General features: G+C 41.8%; 22 protein-coding genes. 5 read left to right on the top strand and 17 right to left on the bottom strand.

Translation table 11 applies throughout. The features are described from left to right. Positions 1-12 precede the first annotated feature (12 nt). The 3 genes from proQ to OV592_RS10195 all read right to left on the bottom strand — a co-directional run bounded on the left by proQ (position 13) and on the right by OV592_RS10195 (position 1,468). Positions 13-642, bottom strand: a complete 630-nt coding sequence (gene proQ / locus OV592_RS10205; RefSeq protein ID WP_016403326.1) for an RNA chaperone ProQ — start codon at positions 640-642, stop codon at positions 13-15. 81 nt (positions 643-723) lie between these two features. Beyond that, positions 724-1,203, bottom strand: coding sequence for a GAF domain-containing protein (locus OV592_RS10200; protein ID WP_406611300.1), 480 nt, complete (start codon positions 1,201-1,203; stop codon positions 724-726). Between the two features lie 4 nt (positions 1,204-1,207). Continuing rightward, positions 1,208-1,468, bottom strand: coding sequence for a YebG family protein (locus OV592_RS10195; RefSeq protein WP_016403328.1), 261 nt, complete (start codon positions 1,466-1,468; stop codon positions 1,208-1,210). A gap of 293 nt (positions 1,469-1,761) precedes the next feature. On the opposite strand from OV592_RS10195, the gene OV592_RS10190 reads away from it, so the two are divergent. Genes OV592_RS10190 through rsmF form a run of 4 tightly spaced genes read left to right on the top strand, consistent with a single transcriptional unit; the run spans position 1,762 to position 6,824 of the window. Then, positions 1,762-2,202 carry a paraquat-inducible protein A gene (locus OV592_RS10190; RefSeq protein ID WP_040307540.1) on the top strand — a complete coding sequence of 147 codons (441 nt, stop codon included), beginning with the start codon at positions 1,762-1,764 and terminating at the stop codon, positions 2,200-2,202. A gap of 40 nt (positions 2,203-2,242) precedes the next feature. Beyond that, positions 2,243-2,788, top strand: coding sequence for a paraquat-inducible protein A (locus tag OV592_RS10185; protein WP_194164191.1), 546 nt, complete (start codon positions 2,243-2,245; stop codon positions 2,786-2,788). Continuing rightward, a complete protein-coding gene (locus OV592_RS10180) occupies positions 2,781-5,384 on the top strand; it encodes an MlaD family protein (RefSeq protein WP_406611299.1) in 2,604 nt (867 codons plus the stop codon). The genes OV592_RS10185 and OV592_RS10180 overlap by 8 nt, the downstream gene beginning before the upstream one ends. A 12-nt stretch (positions 5,385-5,396) precedes the next feature. Beyond that, positions 5,397-6,824 carry a 16S rRNA (cytosine(1407)-C(5))-methyltransferase RsmF gene (rsmF, locus tag OV592_RS10175; RefSeq protein ID WP_406611298.1) on the top strand — a complete coding sequence of 476 codons (1,428 nt, stop codon included), beginning with the start codon at positions 5,397-5,399 and terminating at the stop codon, positions 6,822-6,824. Positions 6,825-6,934: 110 nt separating this feature from the next. On the opposite strand, the gene OV592_RS10170 is transcribed toward rsmF, so the two are convergent. The 13 genes from OV592_RS10170 to yceD form a co-directional block, all read right to left on the bottom strand. After that, positions 6,935-7,714: a TatD family hydrolase gene (locus OV592_RS10170; protein WP_338626279.1), complete on the bottom strand. Its 780-nt coding sequence runs from the start codon at positions 7,712-7,714 to the stop codon at positions 6,935-6,937. 5 nt (positions 7,715-7,719) lie between these two features. Then, positions 7,720-8,643 carry a hypothetical protein gene (locus tag OV592_RS10165; RefSeq protein WP_406611297.1) on the bottom strand — a complete coding sequence of 308 codons (924 nt, stop codon included), beginning with the start codon at positions 8,641-8,643 and terminating at the stop codon, positions 7,720-7,722. 11 nt (positions 8,644-8,654) lie between these two features. Next, positions 8,655-9,284: a dTMP kinase gene (tmk, locus tag OV592_RS10160; RefSeq protein WP_406611296.1), complete on the bottom strand. Its 630-nt coding sequence runs from the start codon at positions 9,282-9,284 to the stop codon at positions 8,655-8,657. 5 nt (positions 9,285-9,289) lie between these two features. Further along, on the bottom strand, positions 9,290-10,285 hold the full coding sequence (mltG, locus tag OV592_RS10155) for an endolytic transglycosylase MltG (protein ID WP_406611295.1): 996 nt from the start codon (positions 10,283-10,285) through the stop codon (positions 9,290-9,292). After that, positions 10,275-11,066 (bottom strand): aminodeoxychorismate lyase, encoded by a 792-nt coding sequence (gene pabC, locus OV592_RS10150; RefSeq protein ID WP_406611294.1) that lies wholly within the window; start codon positions 11,064-11,066, stop codon positions 10,275-10,277. The genes mltG and pabC overlap by 11 nt, the downstream gene beginning before the upstream one ends. A 73-nt stretch (positions 11,067-11,139) precedes the next feature. Continuing rightward, positions 11,140-12,384 (bottom strand): beta-ketoacyl-ACP synthase II, encoded by a 1,245-nt coding sequence (fabF, locus tag OV592_RS10145; protein WP_016403338.1) that lies wholly within the window; start codon positions 12,382-12,384, stop codon positions 11,140-11,142. Positions 12,385-12,459: 75 nt separating this feature from the next. Then, a complete protein-coding gene (gene acpP / locus OV592_RS10140; RefSeq protein ID WP_016403339.1) occupies positions 12,460-12,696 on the bottom strand; it encodes an acyl carrier protein in 237 nt (78 codons plus the stop codon). Between the two features lie 165 nt (positions 12,697-12,861). Then, on the bottom strand, positions 12,862-13,596 hold the full coding sequence (gene fabG, locus OV592_RS10135; protein WP_016403340.1) for a 3-oxoacyl-ACP reductase FabG: 735 nt from the start codon (positions 13,594-13,596) through the stop codon (positions 12,862-12,864). 13 nt (positions 13,597-13,609) lie between these two features. Then, on the bottom strand, positions 13,610-14,542 hold the full coding sequence (gene fabD, locus OV592_RS10130) for an ACP S-malonyltransferase (protein WP_016403341.1): 933 nt from the start codon (positions 14,540-14,542) through the stop codon (positions 13,610-13,612). Positions 14,543-14,557: 15 nt separating this feature from the next. Further along, a complete protein-coding gene (locus OV592_RS10125; protein WP_016403342.1) occupies positions 14,558-15,517 on the bottom strand; it encodes a beta-ketoacyl-ACP synthase III in 960 nt (319 codons plus the stop codon). A gap of 7 nt (positions 15,518-15,524) precedes the next feature. Then, on the bottom strand, positions 15,525-16,550 hold the full coding sequence (gene plsX, locus OV592_RS10120; RefSeq protein WP_406611293.1) for a phosphate acyltransferase PlsX: 1,026 nt from the start codon (positions 16,548-16,550) through the stop codon (positions 15,525-15,527). An 11-nt stretch (positions 16,551-16,561) separates the two neighbouring features. Next, positions 16,562-16,735: a 50S ribosomal protein L32 gene (gene rpmF / locus OV592_RS10115; RefSeq protein ID WP_016403344.1), complete on the bottom strand. Its 174-nt coding sequence runs from the start codon at positions 16,733-16,735 to the stop codon at positions 16,562-16,564. 12 nt (positions 16,736-16,747) lie between these two features. Further along, positions 16,748-17,278, bottom strand: coding sequence for a 23S rRNA accumulation protein YceD (yceD, locus tag OV592_RS10110; RefSeq protein WP_016403345.1), 531 nt, complete (start codon positions 17,276-17,278; stop codon positions 16,748-16,750). Positions 17,279-17,408: 130 nt separating this feature from the next. Here yceD and OV592_RS10105 point away from each other — a divergent pair, with 130 nt between their 5' ends. Further along, on the top strand, positions 17,409-17,993 hold the full coding sequence (locus OV592_RS10105) for a Maf family protein (RefSeq protein WP_406611292.1): 585 nt from the start codon (positions 17,409-17,411) through the stop codon (positions 17,991-17,993). A 41-nt stretch (positions 17,994-18,034) separates the two neighbouring features. Here OV592_RS10105 and rluC read toward each other — a convergent pair whose 3' ends face one another. Further along, positions 18,035-18,985: a 23S rRNA pseudouridine(955/2504/2580) synthase RluC gene (rluC, locus tag OV592_RS10100; RefSeq protein ID WP_406611291.1), complete on the bottom strand. Its 951-nt coding sequence runs from the start codon at positions 18,983-18,985 to the stop codon at positions 18,035-18,037. Positions 18,986-19,288: the final 303 nt, after the last annotated feature.

The raw sequence follows: 19,288 nt of genomic DNA, 5'->3' as shown, positions 1-19,288 counted from the left end.
CTACTAAATCAATTATGCAACGATATGTTCTGCTTTAACTTTAACTAACATACCGCTTTTAAGTGTAACAGCAATGCCATCTTTTGTTACTTCTGAGATCTGACCCGGCATTGGCGTTTTTCCAACCAATACACGAACTTCCTTCCCTGCAACTAAATCTTTACTGTCGATTTTTTCAATCGGCTTCTTCTCTGCTGCTGGTTTGCTGTCGCTAGTTTTAGGTTTACTAGTACGCTTGAAATCAGCTTTTGGTTTACGTGCAGCAGCTTTGTTTTTGTCAGCTTTTTCAGCTTGAGCCTTTTTGTTGGCAAAGGCTTTATCTTTGCTTTCTTTTAAGGTCTTTTGTGCATGTTCTACATGTTCTTGTTCAATTTCTGCGCCCTCTACACCGTCTAAGTCAACGCGTTTAGAGCCAACTTTTACGCCATGCAAGTAACGCCAGCTAGACGTATATTGACGCAGAGCAGAACGTAATACGGTATTACTTACTTTCTCGTCTTCTTTTAGACGTTCAGCTAAGTCCTGAAAAATACCAATTTTAAGCGGCTTGGCTTCACCTTCTGTAGAAAAACAGTTTGGGAATTGTGTCGCCAAATATTGAATGACTTCTTTGCTATTTTTCAGTTTGTTAGTTTGTTCCATGATGACCTTTCTTATACATCTTTACTGGTACAGCGACAGGGCTGATTTCGGCTATTATAGTGAGCGTATATTGAAAAGCCATTAAAAATGCACATCACTTAGTTTATTTTCCAACACCTTAACTAAATACTCGATGCCAATTTGGTCACTTAGCTCGAATCGATTAAGACGTGGACTATCAATATCTACTACGCCAAACAGTTCACCATTAAGATATAAAGGCACTACGATTTCTGATTCGCTAGCACTATCGCAAGCGATATGTCCTGGAAACTCATGCACATTTTCAACACGGAAGGTTTGCTGCTGCGCAAAGGCCGAACCACATACGCCTTTACCAACTTGAATTGAAGTACAGGCAGGTTTACCTTGAAACGGCCCTAAGAACAGCTGTTTTTTAGCTTTATCGGCCAAATAACACCCCACCCAGTTAATCTCTTCTAACTCGAGCCATAATAAGGCAGAAAAATTAGCTAGATTAGAAATATAAGGTAAGTCTTTATCTAACAAAGCGTCTAATTGTTTACCTAGTGTTAAATAACGCGAAGATACGTCTGCCACTGCATTATTCCTCGTCTTCTATCATCGATGCATCAAACTCCTGGCCTTTGAGCACTTGTTGCAGCGCATTTCGCTGGGAAGAAAGGTAGAAGCCTAAATTCTCGGCTTGTTGCTCGTTCATCTTAGGTTCTGCATGCTTTATCATTAATGTAAGCTGATCAGCTACGTCTAACATTTTGTCGTAATTGTCGGCTTCTTTTTTTGAACTAAAAGTCATTTTCTCTACACCGTTACGTTCGACGACATATTTAATAATTACAGCCACCGCTGCCTCCATTTACTGTTTTTATATACAGGGTAGTATGCACCATTCACTTTTAAACTACTAGTGACAAATTTTTACAGCATAGTTAGCCTGACTTAGCTAATATGTACTGTATGAAATCTTCTGAGTTATCAAAGCTATCCATCTGCCCAAGTTGTGATTTGTTGGTCGACACCCAAGCACATTGTAGGGCTGGAAACGTATTAATATGCCCACGCTGCAAACACACACTTGCGCGGGGGCGTAGAGCTCGTTTCTCTAGCCAATTTGCTTTAGCGTTAACGTGCTTGATTATGGTTACGCTTGCTAACACTTATCCGCTGTTAAGCTTTACATTTCTTGGGATCCCCAGTTCAGCCAATATTTTGCGCGGCACCGTGTTGTTACTCGAAAACGGCTATTATTTGGTGGGGTTCAGCGTGGTGCTCGCTAGTTTCATCGCACCAATTCTGCTATTCAGCTTAATCTGTTATACCTCTTTGTCTTTAAGCAAAGGCTGGAAAGCTCCCTTTTTGGCAACAGCGCTGCATTTTCAAGACGATCTTATTCACTGGAGTATGATTGAAGTCTACATCGTTAGTTTTTTGGTGGCCTTGGTGAAACTAGTAGAATACGCCGATATCGATTTAGGCTATGGGCTTTGGTGTATCTGCATAACCTTGCTACTGTCTACCCGCCTAATTCAACGTATAGAGCCAGCGGAATACTGGGAGCGTTATGTACACATCCGCTAAACAGTTAGGCTTAAAACAATGCAGGCACTGCAAACTGTCAATGCCCGAAGAACAAAGCCACTGTCAGCGCTGCCATATGCGAGTGCATTCACGAACCCCTCAAAGCATGCAAAAATGTTGGGCTTTTATCATTGCCGCTACTGTTGGACTTTTCCCTGCGAACTTAATGCCAATAACCGTTTTAAGTACTCGCGGTGCTCCCCAATACGAAACTATTATGTCTGGCGTGATCAGCTTAATTAAAGACGATATGGTAGGGATTGCCATTGTGGTATTTGTCGCCAGCATTGTGGTGCCTGTAATGAAACTTGTCGGCTTGGTTGTTATTTTATTAAGCCTGCAATTTAATTTGAATCTGAACAATCGACAACGGATTGTTATCTATAGAATAATTGACATTATTGGTAAGTGGTCAATGCTCGATCTTTTTGTTCTGTCTATCATGATTGCAGTATTTGAACGAAATAATTTAGTAGGCGTGGAAGCAGGACCCGGCGCCACCGCATTTGGCGCAGTAGTATTGTTAACACTGTTCGCAGCAAAATCTTTTGATACAAGACTAATTTGGGATAAACAACTTGAATAACGCTAGTAAACCGGAACTTAAAAAAGAGAAGGTAATCTCCCCTATTTGGCTGTTGCCCATTTTGGCTGTGCTGTTAGGCGCTTGGCTACTATTCAAAGCTTGGTCTGAAGCAGGTGTGAAAATCAACATTGTGTTTGATAGCGCAAAAGGTATTACCGCTGGGCAAACTCAGTTGTTTTACCAAGGTCTAGATATTGGCGTAGTGAAAACGGTAGAACTTGCACCTAATTTAGAAGGCGTAATTGTAGTTGCAGAAGTTAAACGAGAAGCAGAGCAGTTACTAAAAGAAGATAGCCAATTCTGGCTAGTAACGCCCAAAGCGTCGATTACAGAGATTAGCGGTTTAGACGCGCTAGTATCTGGTAACTACATTGAACTAAACCCCGGCAAAGGTAAATTTAGCGACGACTTTGTTGCACTTAATGAACCTCCTAATATTATTAGGGGTAACGGTTTAAATGTACGCCTTACGTCAAACGATTTAAGCTCTCTAAATATTGGCTCCCCTGTTTACTTCAAAAAAATTAAAGTAGGCGAAGTACAGCGTTACCAATTAAATGATCAACACCATGTAGAATTTGATATTCAAATCAAACCGCAATTCTCTCATTTAGTGAAAATTGATACTCGGTTTTGGAATGTAAGTGGCTTTGAGGCTGATATCTCTCTCGATGGGATGCAAATCTCTAGTGAAAGCCTAGCCAGCGTGATTTCCGGTGGCGTCAGTTTTGATAGCCCCGTTCAATCTGCTATTGCAGATAAAGGACAAAACTTTACCCTCTACGACAATCTTAAAGATTCTCAACGTGGTAAAGCGATTCAAATCACCATGCAGCAGCAACATGGTCTTGCAGCAAACCGCAGCAAGCTAGTTTATCGCGGCGCGGTAATAGGGTTTATCAATGATATTCAAAATACCGGAAGCCACGACCATTTTTTAGCAAAAGCCTTGGTCGAGCCTAAGTATGAAGATCTGTTTAACGATACAACCCAATTAGTCCTGATAAAGCCTGAAATAGGACTAAACGGAGTTAAAAACCTTGGTGCGCTAGTTGGTGCAAAACAAATCGAAGTGATTGCAGAGCAAGGTGAGCTTCAAACTGAGTTTACCCTTACTACATCACCAAAGCCTCCCGTTGGAAGTAAGTCCATTAGCTTTACCACTAGCAATGTTAAGGGTTTAGCAGTTAACAGCCCGATCGTTTACAACGGGCTAACCATAGGTAAAGTGACTGAAATCAACTTAATAGATCGCAGCTTTGAGCTAAAAGCTTTTATTCAGCCTCAATATACCAATCTACTTACCCAAGGCAGCCGATTTTATAACCAAAGCCCGCTAGCTGTGGAAGCAGATCTAAATGGAATAAGTGTTGAAAGCAGCGGTCTTAGTGGCTTTATAAACTCCCCAATCATATTGATGCCCGGACATAGCAATACTCTCAGTAAGCAAAGTCAATATGCCCTGCATCACAACAAACAAGCTGCTCAATTGTCTAAAGCAAAAATAGAAAAACCTTTATCACTGCGCCTAAATACTGATTATTTAGGGTCATTAGGAGAAGGGGTGCCAGTTCTGTTTAGACGAGTACCGGTAGGAGAAGTTGAGCACTACAGCTTGTTAAAAGATGGCAGCATTGACCTAAAAATTAAAATTTTTGGCAACTATCGACACTTAGTAACGGATAACAGTCGATTCTGGCACGCATCAGGATTGGAAATTAAAGCCAGTTTAGAGGGTTTGTCGGTAAACAGTGAATCACTTAAATCACTGGTTATGGGTGGTATCAGTTTTGATCACTTCGAAGAACTGTCTAAGGAAAGCATCCGAACTGTTCATAAAACTAAACAGGATGCAACTAAGCGTCATTTAGCGATTAGCCTAACAACTAACGATAGCCATGGCCTCTACAACAACATGCCGATTAAATACCAAGGACAGCAAATTGGTAAAGTCACCAACTTGCATTTCAATGATAGCCTTTCCGAACTACAAGCAGATGCTGAGTTGGACTTCCCCTTCTATAGAAATTTCGCCCGCAGTGGCGCCTTATACTGGCAAGAAACGGCCTCTATCAGTCTATCTGAAGTAAAAAACTTAGATACCTTGGTAAAAGGCGACTTTATTAATGCCCTTCCAGGAAAAGGCAAACCCTCACAACAGTTTGTTTTACAAAAACAAGCTCCAAATACTGATACAAATGCCTTACATATTTGGCTTAGCAGTAGTCACTTTGGCTCCTTAAAAGTTGGCAGCCCAGTACTTTATAAGCAATATCAAGTAGGTTTTGTTGATGATGCAAAACTTGCTATGGATGGCTCAAAAATCTTAGCTCGCCTGAACATAAACTCAGCATATCGCCACTTAGTGCGAGAAAATAGTGTCTTTTGGAATGCCTCGGGCGTAGATGTAAAACTTGGCCTAGGTGGCGCGAACATTCGTCTTGATTCAATGGAAACACTATTAACTGGCGGCATTGCATTTGCGACGCCCGATGAAGAACCTACTGCTAAACCAGCAAAGGATCAGGATAAGTACGAACTACAGCCCATTTATGATGAAAAATGGTTACAATGGAGCCCTTCCATTGAGCCATAGAAAATCTGCATTTTGACCAAACCAATAAATTTTCCAGCTAAATTCATAGAGCGCATTGAGAAAGATCTTCCAAGCGACTTGAGTTTAGCTGGCTTCAAAGCTATTTGTCAGCAGCCGATGCGCAGAAGCATTAGAGTAAATACGCTTAAAATAAGCCTCGAGGCATTTTTAAGCTTAGCCAAAACCAATCAATGGCAGCTTGAGCCCATACCTTGGTGCGAGACTGGCTTTTGGATTACCCGCGAAGATGAAAGCTTATCGCTTGGTAATACCGCGGAACACCAAGCAGGTTTGTTCTACATTCAAGAAGCCAGTTCTATGCTGCCGGTAAGCGCCCTATTTCACTGCTTTCAAGTCGAAGAAGACTGTTTGTTACTAGACGCAGCTTCCGCCCCGGGGTCTAAAACTACACAAATGGCAGCCATGCTTCAAGGTAAAGGTGCGATTGTTGCCAATGAGTTCTCTGCTAGCCGAGTTAAAGTGCTTAGTGCCAATTTATTACGTTGTGGTGTAACTAATGCGGCTGTAACACACTTCAGTGCCGAGGTTTTTGGTACTTGGATGAGCGAGCAGTTTGACGCTATTTTGCTAGATGCCCCCTGCTCTGGTGAAGGTACCTTACGCAAAGATCCTCAAGCTCTAGATAATTGGAGTGAACAGCATGTCGATGAAATTTCTCAGCTGCAAAGCACGTTACTTGAAAGCGCGCTACAAGCCCTAAAGCCTAATGGAGTATTGATTTACTCAACTTGCACCTTAAATCAGCAAGAAAACCAGCAAGTGATTAGTCGTATTGCTACCCAATACCCCGATAGCTTTTCTACCATTAATCTCGAGCAACTTTTTGAGCACAGCCACAAAGCAATAACTAAAGAAGGCTATTTACACGTTTGGCCACAATACTATGATAGCGAGGGTTTCTTCGTAGCTGCACTGCGCAAAAACGCTGCAACCATCGATACACCAGCAATCAACAAACGAATAAAACCGTTTGCTTATCAAACTGCGACGAAAAAGCAGCAAGCATCAATTGCGCAGCATTTTAAATCTCAGTTTGGAATGACGCTCCCTAGCGACTACAGCATATTTACTAAAGCTAATGATTACTGGTTACTTCCAAACAGCTTTTTGCGTGTAAAAGATGAAATGCGATTTGAACGAGTTGGCCTCAAGTTAGCCGAAGAGTTTAAACATGGCTTCAGAACAAGCCACGATGCAATTACTGCTCTTGGACACTTAGTTGCAAAAAACTGTATTGAACTAGAGCCCGAACAAGCTCATCACTTTTATCAAGGTAAAGATATTGTCTATCCAAATAACAACAAAGGCGAAGTGGCTCTAAGCTACCAAGGTTATGTTATTGGTTTAGGCAAATGGGTAAGAAACAAAATTAAGAACTCCTACCCTAGAGAGTTAGTTAAAGACAAGGGGCTTGGCTAAGCTTGCAAAGCACGCAAGTCGGTCTACACTTAACAGACTATTAGCGCAAGGCTCTAACACAGAGCCATTCCCCTACGCTCCGCTCAGGGACTAGAGTGGAGCCGTTTTTTTCAAGGCTTTGCCAAACTAAACAAATCAAAAAAGTTCTGGGTAGTTTGTTCTGCAACTTCCTCTAAACTAATGCCTTTTATTTTTGCTAAACACTCAGCTACCTGCCGAGTATAAGCAGGTTGGTTTTCTTCTCCCCTAAACGGGATCGGCGCTAAGTATGGGCTATCTGTTTCAACCAAGATCCTATCTAAAGGAATTTGTTTGAAGGTTTGCTGCAACTCTTTAGCCGAATTAAAACTAATGATCCCTGAAGCAGATATATAAAAGCCCATTTCAATGGCTGCCTCTGCCATCTCTAAACTTTCAGTAAAGCAATGAAGTACCCCTTTACATTGCTCCGCCTTATGCTCCGACAGTAAACGCAAAGTATCTTCTCGTGCATCTCGGGTATGAATAATCAATGGTTTGTTATGCTTAACAGCTAACTTTATCTGCTCAATAAAGACTCTCTGCTGTAACTCTTTATGTTCTTTCGCATAAAAATAATCCAAACCTGTTTCACCAACGGCAACAACTTTTGGGTGAGCCAGATAAGATTCCATTTTTTCAAGGTCAAACTCTTGGTCTTGAACATAAAGTGGATGCATACCACAAGAGGCGAACACTTGATCAAAGTGTTGCACTTTCTCCATCATGCTCGGAAACTTCTCAGGAGATATAGCCACAGCAAGGCAATAATCTACGCCAGCATCTTTAGCTTTAGCTAAAGCATCCGCTACGTTTACATGCTTACCTTGATAATCAAGTCTGTCTAAATGGCAATGTGAATCTACTAACACGCGCGTTAATCCTTAAATCGTGTAAACAGCGGGTAAAGCTGTTGGCCAACATTTAGGCCCGGATATTCTTCTATCTGTTTGAGCAAATCGAGCCAGTCTTGATAGGCCAATTCAATAGTTTTGTCTTTAGTACTAACAACAGCAAACTGGGGAAAGTCATCTCTATTAGCCAGCCCTTTAGCTAAACTAAAGGATAAGGTTAAGCAATGACCTAGCCATTGTAAGTACAATGGCTGCTTGTGAACTAAATCAGCCAGTTTATTAGTTTTAGCTTGCACCATTAATTGATATTGATGAATAAACTGTTCTAGCTGAGTAAACTGCTGCTCGCGATAAAACTCTTTGATTTGCAAGGGAGAACCATTACAGAAACGATAAATTAGAGCAAAGTTTTCGTCTACCCTAAGCTTTTGTTTTACCAACCATTGTTTCACCCAGCTTTGCTCTGGTGTGGCGATATTTAAAACTTGGCATCGACTCATTATTGTTGGCATCGCTTTAAACGGCAAATGGTTAACCAAGATAAAGTGTGTATCTGCCACGGGTTCTTCTAAGGTTTTCAATAAAGCATTGTTTGATGCCGTATTTAGCAGGCCGATATCGCTTATAATCGCCACTTTTGAAGAACCAAAACTACTAGTCTGGTTTGCCCACAAACTTAAAGCACGAATATCATCTACTTTAGGCTTTTCTTGTTCTAGCAAAAACAAACTGCCATGGGCGCCAGAGTCTACTAGCTGACAACTATGGCAATGATTACAGGCTTGATGTTTTTGCTCGCTACATAAAATAGTTTTAGCAACAAACTTTGCTAGCTGGAGCTTACCTAAACCTTTTTCTCCACGAAGCAGCAGGCTTTGCGGAAAGTTATCTTCACTTAATTGATGTGATAATTGTTTCCATGCCTTACTTAACCAAGGAGAACTCATAGTAAATACCGTTACAGTGTATTTAGGTAATTATTTAATGCAGCCTGAATATCACAAGCTACTTTGTCTATGCTTTGGCTTGCATCGATTTTCACGATATTTTCATTAGCCTCTGCTTGCGCAAGATAAACCGATCTAATTCTTTCAAAAAAGCTCAAAGCTTGCTGCTCAATTCTGTCTAACTCGCCGCGATCACGTGCTCGGCTTAGCCCTAATCCAGGTTCAATATCCAAGTATAAGGTTAAATCAGGTTCAAAACTGCCAATAGCAATCTGTTTAATCGCTTGTAGTTTATCTACGCCTAACTCTCTGCCACCACCTTGATAAGCTTGTGAGCTTAAATCGTGGCGGTCACCTACCACCCATTTACCTTCACTTAAAGCGGGTTTAATACGTGTTTCCACCAATTGAGCGCGCGCCGCATACATGAGTAACAACTCAGTGCTATCGCAAACCTGCTCGCCATCAACACCTTGTTTTACTATCGTTCGTAAAGACTCGGCAATTGGCGTACCGCCTGGCTCACGAGTATTTATGTACTCTATACCTTGTTCCTCTAACAAAGTTTGGATCGCGGCAACTGCGGTACTTTTTCCTGCACCCTCTAAGCCTTCAATAACTACAAATTTTCCACGCGTCATAATAACTATTTCTTAAGTATGTATTTTCTAACTGCGCGATTATGCTCAGCTAAGTTTTTAGAAAAATAATGTTCACCACCACCCTTAGCGACAAAATAATAATAATTAGATTGCTCGGGGTTTAACGCAGCGATAATGGCATCTTCACTAGCCATAGCGATGGGTGTTGGCGGAAGAGCTCGAATAACATAGGTATTGTAAGGCGTAGCCTCGCGTAAATCTTTACGGCGAATATTTCCATCATACCGCTCTCCCATACCGTAAATTACAGTAGGGTCAGTTTGCAGACGCATCCCCTTATTAAGGCGATTTACAAATACCGAAGCGATCCGAGGCCGTTCAAACTTAGCACCGGTTTCTTTTTCGATAATTGATGCGAGAATTAGCGCTTCATAAGGTGTTTTGAGTGGAACAGCTTGATTACGTTTATCCCATTGCTCGGCAACTACTTTATCTAATGCTAGCTTGGCGCGCTTGATAATGCTTTCTGCAGGCGTATTGTGAACAAAAAAGTAAGTTTCTGGTAACAACAGCCCTTCTAGCTTACTTTGCTCAATTTCAAGCCACTCAATTAACTCTTGTTCATTCTTACTGCTCGACTTAATCCCTTCAGTTTGGTTAAGCTTTTGCCAAAACTGGGCAAAGGTCTCACCTTCAATTAAGCTAACTTTAAACTGAACGACTTTTCCGCTCGCTAATATCTGGCTTAGCTGGGCGTAACTAAGCTGCTCATCTAACTGATATAAGCCCTTTTTAATTTGACTGTGGTGAGGATGAAGTTTGAACCAAACTCGCAACCACCATGCATCTTGGTCTGCGTTAGCAAATACCTGGTTGGCAACACGATAAATGTTAGTTCCTGAGCCTACCGACACTTGTTGAACTTCGGTTGCACGTGGCAACTCCCATTGTTCAACTAAGTAATTATCAAACCACTTATATGAAAGGAAACCAGCAATTAAAGAAAAACCAATAAAACCAAGTATTACTTTACGAAGCATTTTTCACCAAATTTTGGAACCAACGACAAACAGGAAAGCGCTCGTAATTGCGCTCATTAAAAGTATTAACTGGGGCAAACTGCAATACCGAGTTACTGACAAATATTTCATCAGCAGCGACTACATCTTCAATTTTAAACTTACCTAATTGGATCTGATAAGGAGAATGCTTCACGTTGTCTAGCAAAAACTGGCGTTGCACACCGGCAACCCCTGCACCATCTAGATCACTTGTATAAATCACTTTACCCCTAACCCAGAACAAGTTAGACGCAACCCCCTCAACCACCTGATCAAAAATATCACAACAAACCAAGTCAGCAACCCCGCTTGAGTCTGCTTCTCTTTTTAGTAGCACTTGCTCTAAGCGATTTAAGGTTTTAATTGATGAAAATATACTACCACTTGCCAAACGTTGCTTAGCAATTCCAAGTGTTATTCCACTGTCTCTAAAGTTTACGTAGCTTTGCGGGAACTCAGAAATAGACATAAATACACTTGGTTTAACACATTCTGGCAAGCCGTAACCTCGACCACCTTCTCCGCGAGTAATAGTGACTTTTAGTACGGCATTGTTCGCTTTAGAAGCGTGCTTATCGGCATCTCTTTTGATAGTAACGAAATCAAGAGAAGGAAAGCCAAGCTGTTGTTGAGCGCGTTGTAAACGTTTTAGGTGGTAATCCCAAAGCGTCAACTCTCCAGACCGCACCAGCATTGTTGTGAAAAAACCATCGCCGTAGTTTAAGCCTCGATCAAGCGTTGATAAATTAGCGTCTAGCAAACTCAACAATCCTAGATATAAAAAAGCCTGATGATAACATCAGGCTTCAATTAGCTATAGCGCAATACGCAGATTAGGCATCAATTTTCTTGAATACCAGAGATCCGTTAGTACCACCAAAACCAAATGAATTCGACAATGCGTAATCAATTTTAGTTTCACGTGCTTTGCCAACTACATAATCCAAATCACAACCTTCACTTGGGTTTTCCAAGTTAATGGTTGGAGGAGCAATTTGGTCGCGAATAGCCAAAATAGACACAATCGCTTCAACGGCGCCAGCTGCACCTAAAAGGTGACCAGTCATAGATTTTGTTGAGCTAACCAATACTTCTTTAGCATGTTCGCCAAATACAGACTTAACCGCTTGCGTCTCGGCAACGTCACCTGCTGGTGTTGAAGTGCCGTGAGCATTAATGTAGTCAATTTCTGAGGCATCGATACCTGCATCTTTAATAGCAGCAGCCATAGAACGAGCAGCACCATCACCATCGGCTGGAGGCGACGTCATGTGGTAAGCATCACCACTCATACCAAATCCAACCAGCTCGGCGTAAATTTTAGCACCACGCGCCTTAGCGGCTTCATATTCTTCTAGTACAACAACACCTGCACCATCGCCTAACACAAAACCATCACGGTCTTGGTCCCAAGGTCGGCTAGCTTTTGTTGGGTCATCGTTACGAGTAGATAGTGCTTTTGCTGCGCCAAAACCACCCATACCTAAATGCGTAGAGGCTTTTTCAGCACCGCCAGCTAACATTACACTTGCGTCACCATAGGCAATCATACGTGCTGCAAGGCCAATAGCATGAGCACCAGTAGTACAAGCAGTAGTAACAGCGATGTTAGGGCCTTTTAAACCTTTCATTATTGAAAGGTGGCCAGCAACCATGTTGATAATGGTTGATGGCACAAAAAACGGACTGATTTTACGTGGTCCATTCTTTAAATAATTTTCGTGATTCTGTTCAATTAAGCCAAGACCACCAATGCCTGAGCCAATTGACACCCCAATGCTATCTGCATTTTCCTCGGTAACTTCAATACCAGCATCATCAAAAGCCATTAGGCCAGCTGCAATTCCGTATTGAATAAACGCATCCATTTTGCGCGCGTCTTTTTTACTCATGAACTCTTCTACATTGAAGTCTTTAACCAAGCCGGCAAAACGGGTTGGGAAAGCTTCGGTATCAAAGTGTTCGATAGGGCCAATGCCACTTTGACCAGCTTTAAGGGCTTGCCAAGTTAATTCAGCGGTATTACCTACTGGTGATAGTGCACCAATACCAGTAACAACGACTCTACGCTTAGTCACTGAAATGCCTCCAAGGGGGGATTTACTTATCTTAGGGGGATGCAAAATGGGCGACTGATGCCGCCCACTTTTTTATTAATCTTGATTATTTAGAACGTAATCAATTGCAGCTTGAACAGTAGTGATTTTCTCAGCTTCTTCATCAGGGATTTCAGTATCGAATTCTTCTTCTAAAGCCATAACCAATTCAACTGTATCCAAAGAGTCAGCACCTAAATCGTCAACGAATGAAGCTTCGTTTTTAACTTCGTCTTCGCTTACACCTAGTTGCTCGATGATGATTTTTTTAACACGTTCTTCAATTGCACTCATGACAATATTTTTCCTTAGTAAATACGCTTCTGCGTTGTTGCGATAGTGTATTCAAACCGAATTACTTTGCAAGTCTAACCGTAGTGGTCTAACCACGTTTTTCGTAGTTATTTTTATAAAAAACTTGCGATCTATCAATTTTTTGCACATTTTTTAAGCCGCTGCTTAAACCATGTACATCCCGCCATTAACGTGAATAGTTTCACCAGTAATATAGGCAGCATCGTCGCTTGCTAAAAAAGCAACCGTTTTGGCGATTTCTTCAGCATCACCTAAACGCGCCATAGGCACCTGCGACAAGATAGCACCACGCTGATTATCGTCAAGTGCTCGCGTCATATCTGTTTCAATAAAACCAGGAGCAATCGCATTAACTGTGATCCCACGAGAAGCCACTTCGCGCGCCAATGAACGAGTAAAACCTAATACGCCTGCTTTGGCAGCAGAATAGTTAGCTTGGCCTGCGTTGCCCATGGTGCCAACAACAGAACCAATACTAATAATGCGACCATTGCGTTTTTTCATCATTGCACGCAATACCGCTTTGCTTAAACGGAAAATAGACGTTAAGTTGGTATTGATAATATCTTCCCACTCGTCGTCTTTCATACGCATTAATAAGTTGTCACGGGTAATACCGGCATTGTTCACAAGAATATCGATATCGCCGTATTTAGCTTTGATATCAGCAAACAGCTGAGCAATAGAATCGCTAGACGTTACGTCTAAGGCTAAACCAGTACCATTTTCTCCTAAATAGGCAGCAATGGCTTCGGCGCCCTTCTCTGAAGTAGCAGTTCCAATAACAGTGGCGCCGCGAGCAACTAAAGTTTCAGCCGTTGCACGGCCAATACCACGGCTTGCGCCAGTTACTAAGGCAACCTTACCTTGTAGAGACATTGAAAATTCCTCGTTACTTATTATCTAAAGCAGTTTTTATAGAAGTTGTATCATTAATTGCTGCTGCAACTAATGGCTTGTGGATCCGCTTAACTAAGCCACTAAGTACTTTACCCGGGCCGCACTCATAAACGGTTTCGATACCGCGAGTAGCCATTGCTTCAACGGTTTCAGTCCAACGTACTGGGCTATATAGTTGCTTAATTAGTGCAAGCTTAATTGCTTTAGCATCTCGTTCTATTGCTACGTCTACGTTATTAATAACATCGAATTTTGGCTCAGAAAAAGAGATACCCTCAATGTAACCCGCTAATTCGTCAGCCGCAGGCTGCATCAAAGCACAGTGAGAAGGCACACTTACCGGCAATGGCAATGCTCGCTTAGCACCAGCTTCTTTACATAATACGTTAGCTCGGTCTACGGCTTCTTTATGGCCCGCGATAACCACTTGACCAGGTGAGTTAAAGTTAACCGCTGTTACTACTTGGTCTTGGGCAGCTTTCTCACAAGCGTCAATGATTTCTTGATTGCCTAAGCCAATGATTGCAGACATTGCACCCACTCCGGCTGGTACGGCTTTTTGCATTAACTGACCGCGATATTCCACTAACTTAAGTGCATCAGCAAACTCTAACACTCCAGCACAAGTTAATGCCGAGTATTCGCCTAAACTGTGTCCTGCTAATACTGCGGGTGCGCTGCCCCCTAGCTCGTTCCATAAACGCCATAAAGCCACAGAGGCGGTTAATAACGCGGGTTGAGTACGGCTGGTTTCGTTTAACTCTTCAGCTGGGCCGTTGGCAACTAAACCTGCCAAATCATAACCTAGCACCTCAGAGGCTTGTTTAAAGGTATCAGCAACTACCGGATACTCACTAATAAGCTCGGCTAACATGCCAACGCTTTGTGAGCCTTGTCCTGGAAAAACAAATGCTAATTTACTCATCATCTATCCTAATAATTAAAATCTAACTAGGGCACTGCCCCACGCAAAACCACCACCAAATGCTTCTAGTAATACTAGCTGGCCTCGTTGAATACGCCCATCTGTTACTGCTTCGTCTAAAGCAATGGGGACGGAGGCAGCCGAAGTATTGCCATGCCTGTCTAAAGTAAGCACTACTTTATCAAGTGGCATAGCGAGTTTTTTGGCTGTAGCTTTAATAATTCTGAAATTAGCTTGGTGTGGCACTAACCAATCTAATTCTGTTTTTTCAATACCGTTTGCTGCTAAGGTTTCTGTGACAATTTCACTTAAACGGGTTACCGCTACTTTAAATACCTCATTTCCACTCATCGTCATGTAAGACTCCATTTCGGTGCCCGACATTCCACGTTGAGGATGAGGTAGTTTTAACAAATCGCCATAACGGCCATCTGCATGAATATGAGTAGACAATATGCCTGGTTCTTCGCTAGCACCTAAAAGCACTGCACCTGCACCATCACCAAATAAAATAATGGTTGAGCGATCGTCTGGGTCGCACATATGTGAAAGCTTATCAGCGCCAATGACTAGTGCTTTTTTAACCAAGCCACTCTTTATATACTGGTCGGCAACACTTAAAGCATAGGTAAAGCCAGCGCAGGCCGCTGCAATATCAAAAGCAGGCACACCCGGAAGCTCTAACTTTGCTTGAACCTCACACGCAGCGGCAGGAAATGCATTCTCGCTTGAGGTGGTTGCTAGAATAATTAGGCCAATATCGTTTTTGTCGATATCTGCTCTTTTAATCGCTAACTCAGCCGCAAATGCGCCCATATCAGCAACAGACTCGTTATTACCTGCAATACGGCGTTCTTTAATACCGGTACGATCAGTAATCCATTGATCACTGGTTTCTACCATTTGCTCAAGATCTGAGTTAGTTCTTACATTTGTTGGCAGATAACTACCTGTAGATAATATTTTTGAGTACATAAAAGACTTAATGCTTATCAATTAATAAAGATTCAAGTTTGTCGGTAATACGACCTGGCACTTGCTGTTGTATCTCTGCGACGGCTTGGTGAATAGCTTGCAAAAATGCCTTTTCATCGGCATGTCCATGACTCTTAATTACAATGCCGCGCAATCCTAACAGACTCGCGCCATTATACTGGTCGGGGTTCAGTTGTTTTAGTTGAGATTTAAGACTCGGCAAAAACAGTTTGAGAATAAATCTAGCAAACCAGTTTACATCAAACTGTTTCTTTAGTTTTGCAAGTATTAGCTGGGAAACCCCTTCAGCAGTTTTGAGAGCAATATTGCCTACAAAACCATCACATACTATTACGTCAGCTTTACCACTAAATATCTGATTCCCCTCAACAAAGCCAATGTAATTAATCGCGCTTGAGTTTTCAAGAAGTTGCGCTGTTTGTTTTACAACGTCATTGCCCTTTATTTGTTCTTCACCAATATTCAACAATGCAACACGTGGTTTAGTTAAGCCCCATACGCTTTCGGCTAAAGACGCTCCCATTACCGCAAACTGCATTAATACCTCTGAATCACAACTAGAGTTAGCGCCTAAATCTAGCAGTAAACTACCCTGGCCGTTTTCTTCAGGTAAATGAGTCACTAACGCAGGGCGTTCTATACCGGGCAAAAGTTTTAGCACAACTTTGGCCATAGCCATTAAGGCACCGGTATTTCCTGCACTAACACAGGCATCAGCTTGCTGTTGGTGAACAAGATCTAGGACTAAACGCATTGATGATTGTTTACGAGAACGTAAAGCGGTAATCGGTTTGTCGTTGGCAGAGACAACTTGGCTGGAATGAACAAACTCTAAGCGCGGATGCTGAGAAATTTGATGCTCTATTAACAGGGAGTTAATAAAGTGCTTGTCGCCAATTAAGGTAACATGCAAATGAGGGTAATAGTTAAGTGCCTGCGCAACGGCAGGCACTGTAACATAGGGGCCAACATCGCCCCCCATTGCATCAACTGCAATAGTAAGTTTTTGCAAAATGCAAAAATTTACTTGTTGATTACCTTGTTACCGCGGTAGTAACCGTCAGCAGTAACATGGTGACGACGGTGAAGCTCACCTGAAGTAGCGTCAGTTGTTAATGCAACATTGTTTTCGATAGCATCGTGTGAACGACGCATGCCACGTCTTGAACGTGTAACTTTACTTTTCTGAACAGCCATTGACCCAGTCTCCTAGTCTTTCTTTTTTAAACTTTGTAACACTGCAAACGGATTTGGTTTAGATTCTTCCTCTACAACGTCGATTTCACCAAATACTTGTTCGTTTTGCTGAACCTTACAATCCTCTAAAGAATGTTTAGGTATGATTGGCAACGCTAATAACAATTCGTCTTCAATCAATTCAGCTACTAAAAAGTAGTTGTCTTCATTTAGTTGCAGTGGTTCGTAATCTTCTGGTAACTCTTCCACTTGCGATTCATCGCAGACTGGCGAGTAAGTAAACTCAACATTAATAGCATAACTAAAAGTTTCACTACAACGTTGGCACTCTAACTCCACCTCAGTTAACGCTTTGCCTTGAACGACAACTAAACCTTGCGGATCAGTTCCAAAGCGCAACCAGACGTCTACATCACTATTCACTTTCAAGGTTGCATCGCTAAAACGAGGCAATCGTTTGATCTCGAGGAAGCCCTCATAATCTAACTTTCGCTTAGCCGTCTTAAACGGGTCAATCTCTACTGGTAATTTCACTTTTTGCATAAGGCGCGCATAATATAGTTACACTCAGTGATAGTCAAAACAATTTGTGCTTTTTTCCTGCCTTTAAAGCATCGCTATCGCTAAAGATTGCGTTTAAAATCAGCAGACTGTTAATTTTGGTTAAAAAACGATGAAAAATCGACTAATTCTTGCCTCAAGCTCTGCCTACAGAAAACAACTATTAGAAAAAGTTTGCCCAACATTTGATTGCTTCAATCCAGATATCGATGAATCACCAAAACCTAAAGAAACGCCAGAGTTGTTGGTATTACGTTTAGCCGAACAAAAAGCACTTGCAGGAAAAACAGAGTTTCCTAAAAATCTGATTATAGGTTCTGATCAGGTTTGCTGCATTAACGGAGAAATAGTTGGGAAACCCGGCAACCATCAAAATGCTGTTAAGCAACTTAAAGCAGCAAGCGGACAAGCAATTACCTTTTATACAGGGCTCGCGCTATATAATAGTGAAACAAAACAGATGCAGAGTTTAATAGACACCTTCGAAGTGGGCTTTAGAGAGCTCTCCGACAGCCTCATTGAACGTTACTTGCAAATCGAACAACCCTACAACTGTGCTGGAAGCTTTAAAAGTGAAGGTTCTGGCATTGTGTTATTCAAGCACTTAAAAGGTGACGACCCGAACAGTTTGATTGGCCTTCCATTAATAAAACTATGTGGCTTATTAGAAAGCCAAGATTTTGAGCTATTAAGTTAGTAAACATAAAAGGAGCTAAGCTCCTTTTATCTCAAACCCTACTAAAGAGGATCAAGCTGATCACAAAAGCGTTGAAGACTTTCTTCTAACGGCGCGGTTAAATGCATCTCTTTTTGCGTAGCCGGATGTTCAAAACGAATTTGCCATGCATGCAAAAACAAACGATTCAAACCTTTCGCTTCGGTAGCGGCCAATAGTTCTTTATCTGTGTATTTGTCGTCACCAGCAATGCTATGGCCTTCGTAAAGGCTGTGCACACGAATCTGATGCGTTCTACCAGTCACCGGACTGGCTTTCATCAGAGTCATGTCAGCGTATCTTCGCTCTATTCGATAACGAGTAAGCGAAGGTTTACCTTCTGTTTGATCAACAATCACCATTCTTTCACCTGACGACACAGCATTTTTACGTAATGGCGCGTCAACCGACCTAACCGATTTTGGCCATTGGCCATGCACTAAAGTTAGATAGTCTTTTTGAACAACCTTTTCTCTCAGCTGCCGATGCATGTCACGCAATGCACTGCGCTTTTTAGCGACAACCAATAATCCGGAGGTATCTCGGTCTATTCGGTGAACTAGTTCTAGATAACGACAATCTTGACGTAGCGAGCGCAGAGCTTCAATAACTCCAAAACTTAAACCACTGCCACCATGCACCGCCATACCAGAAGGTTTATTCAGAACTAACAAGCAGTCGTCTTCATAAACTATTTGCTGTTCTAGCTGAACAACCTGATTGAGCTTGTTAGACGGCAAACCGGTTTCTTCCGAAACTCTAATCGGCGGAATTCTTACTACATCATCAGCCTGAACTTTGTATTCTGGTTTAACTCGCTTTTTGTTAACCCTAACCTCCCCTTTGCGCAAAATGCGATAAATACGACTTTTAGGTACCCCTTTTAGCCGTTTTAGTAGGAAGTTATCTATTCTTTGTCCAGCCTCGTCGTCACTAACCGTGACCATCTGAACTGCTTTATTTTCGGTATTCATAGCAAAAATTGTAACATGCTCATAAATAATTTGATGGAAAAATATAGCTTTGCTATATTTGTAAGGCTTAAAGTGCCCGTTTTTAAAGGTTTTCCTTATTTGGCACCGTATTCGAAGCCCATTAATTTGTAAATTTTGGCGCTATCGAAACTAAGAATTTTCATAGCAACCTGATAGGCAATCACAATTATTTGCCTTAAATCAAAGCTATATAGAATAGATTGTAAAGTTCGGCAAGCACAGTTTGCGGGACTCATATTTATACAAGCGCCAAAATGCGCCCTAAGGACTAGAGAAGCTAAC

Origin of the sequence: Agarivorans sp. JK6, assembly GCF_045277145.1 — a bacterium.
Taxonomy (GTDB): Bacteria; Pseudomonadota; Gammaproteobacteria; order Enterobacterales; family Celerinatantimonadaceae; genus Agarivorans; species Agarivorans albus.
The sequence above is the reverse complement of the archived record's forward strand: the minus strand, read 5'-3'. Positions and strand labels throughout refer to the sequence as shown.

Coding starts and splice junctions, on each gene's coding strand:
- OV592_RS10190 (WP_040307540.1), top strand. CDS start 1,762: ATGGTTACGCTTGCTAACACTTATCCGCTGTTAAGCTTTACATTTCTT.
- acpP (WP_016403339.1), bottom strand. CDS start 12,696: ATGAGTGCAATTGAAGAACGTGTTAAAAAAATCATCATCGAGCAACTA.
- rpmF (WP_016403344.1), bottom strand. CDS start 16,735: ATGGCTGTTCAGAAAAGTAAAGTTACACGTTCAAGACGTGGCATGCGT.
- fabG (WP_016403340.1), bottom strand. CDS start 13,596: ATGTCTCTACAAGGTAAGGTTGCCTTAGTAACTGGCGCAAGCCGTGGT.
- OV592_RS10125 (WP_016403342.1), bottom strand. CDS start 15,517: ATGTACTCAAAAATATTATCTACAGGTAGTTATCTGCCAACAAATGTA.
- OV592_RS10105 (WP_406611292.1), top strand. CDS start 17,409: ATGAAAAATCGACTAATTCTTGCCTCAAGCTCTGCCTACAGAAAACAA.
- OV592_RS10185 (WP_194164191.1), top strand. CDS start 2,243: ATGCCCGAAGAACAAAGCCACTGTCAGCGCTGCCATATGCGAGTGCAT.
- mltG (WP_406611295.1), bottom strand. CDS start 10,285: ATGCTTCGTAAAGTAATACTTGGTTTTATTGGTTTTTCTTTAATTGCT.
- rluC (WP_406611291.1), bottom strand. CDS start 18,985: ATGAATACCGAAAATAAAGCAGTTCAGATGGTCACGGTTAGTGACGAC.
- yceD (WP_016403345.1), bottom strand. CDS start 17,278: ATGCAAAAAGTGAAATTACCAGTAGAGATTGACCCGTTTAAGACGGCT.
- tmk (WP_406611296.1), bottom strand. CDS start 9,284: ATGACGCGTGGAAAATTTGTAGTTATTGAAGGCTTAGAGGGTGCAGGA.
- OV592_RS10165 (WP_406611297.1), bottom strand. CDS start 8,643: ATGAGTTCTCCTTGGTTAAGTAAGGCATGGAAACAATTATCACATCAA.
- proQ (WP_016403326.1), bottom strand. CDS start 642: ATGGAACAAACTAACAAACTGAAAAATAGCAAAGAAGTCATTCAATAT.
- fabD (WP_016403341.1), bottom strand. CDS start 14,542: ATGAGTAAATTAGCATTTGTTTTTCCAGGACAAGGCTCACAAAGCGTT.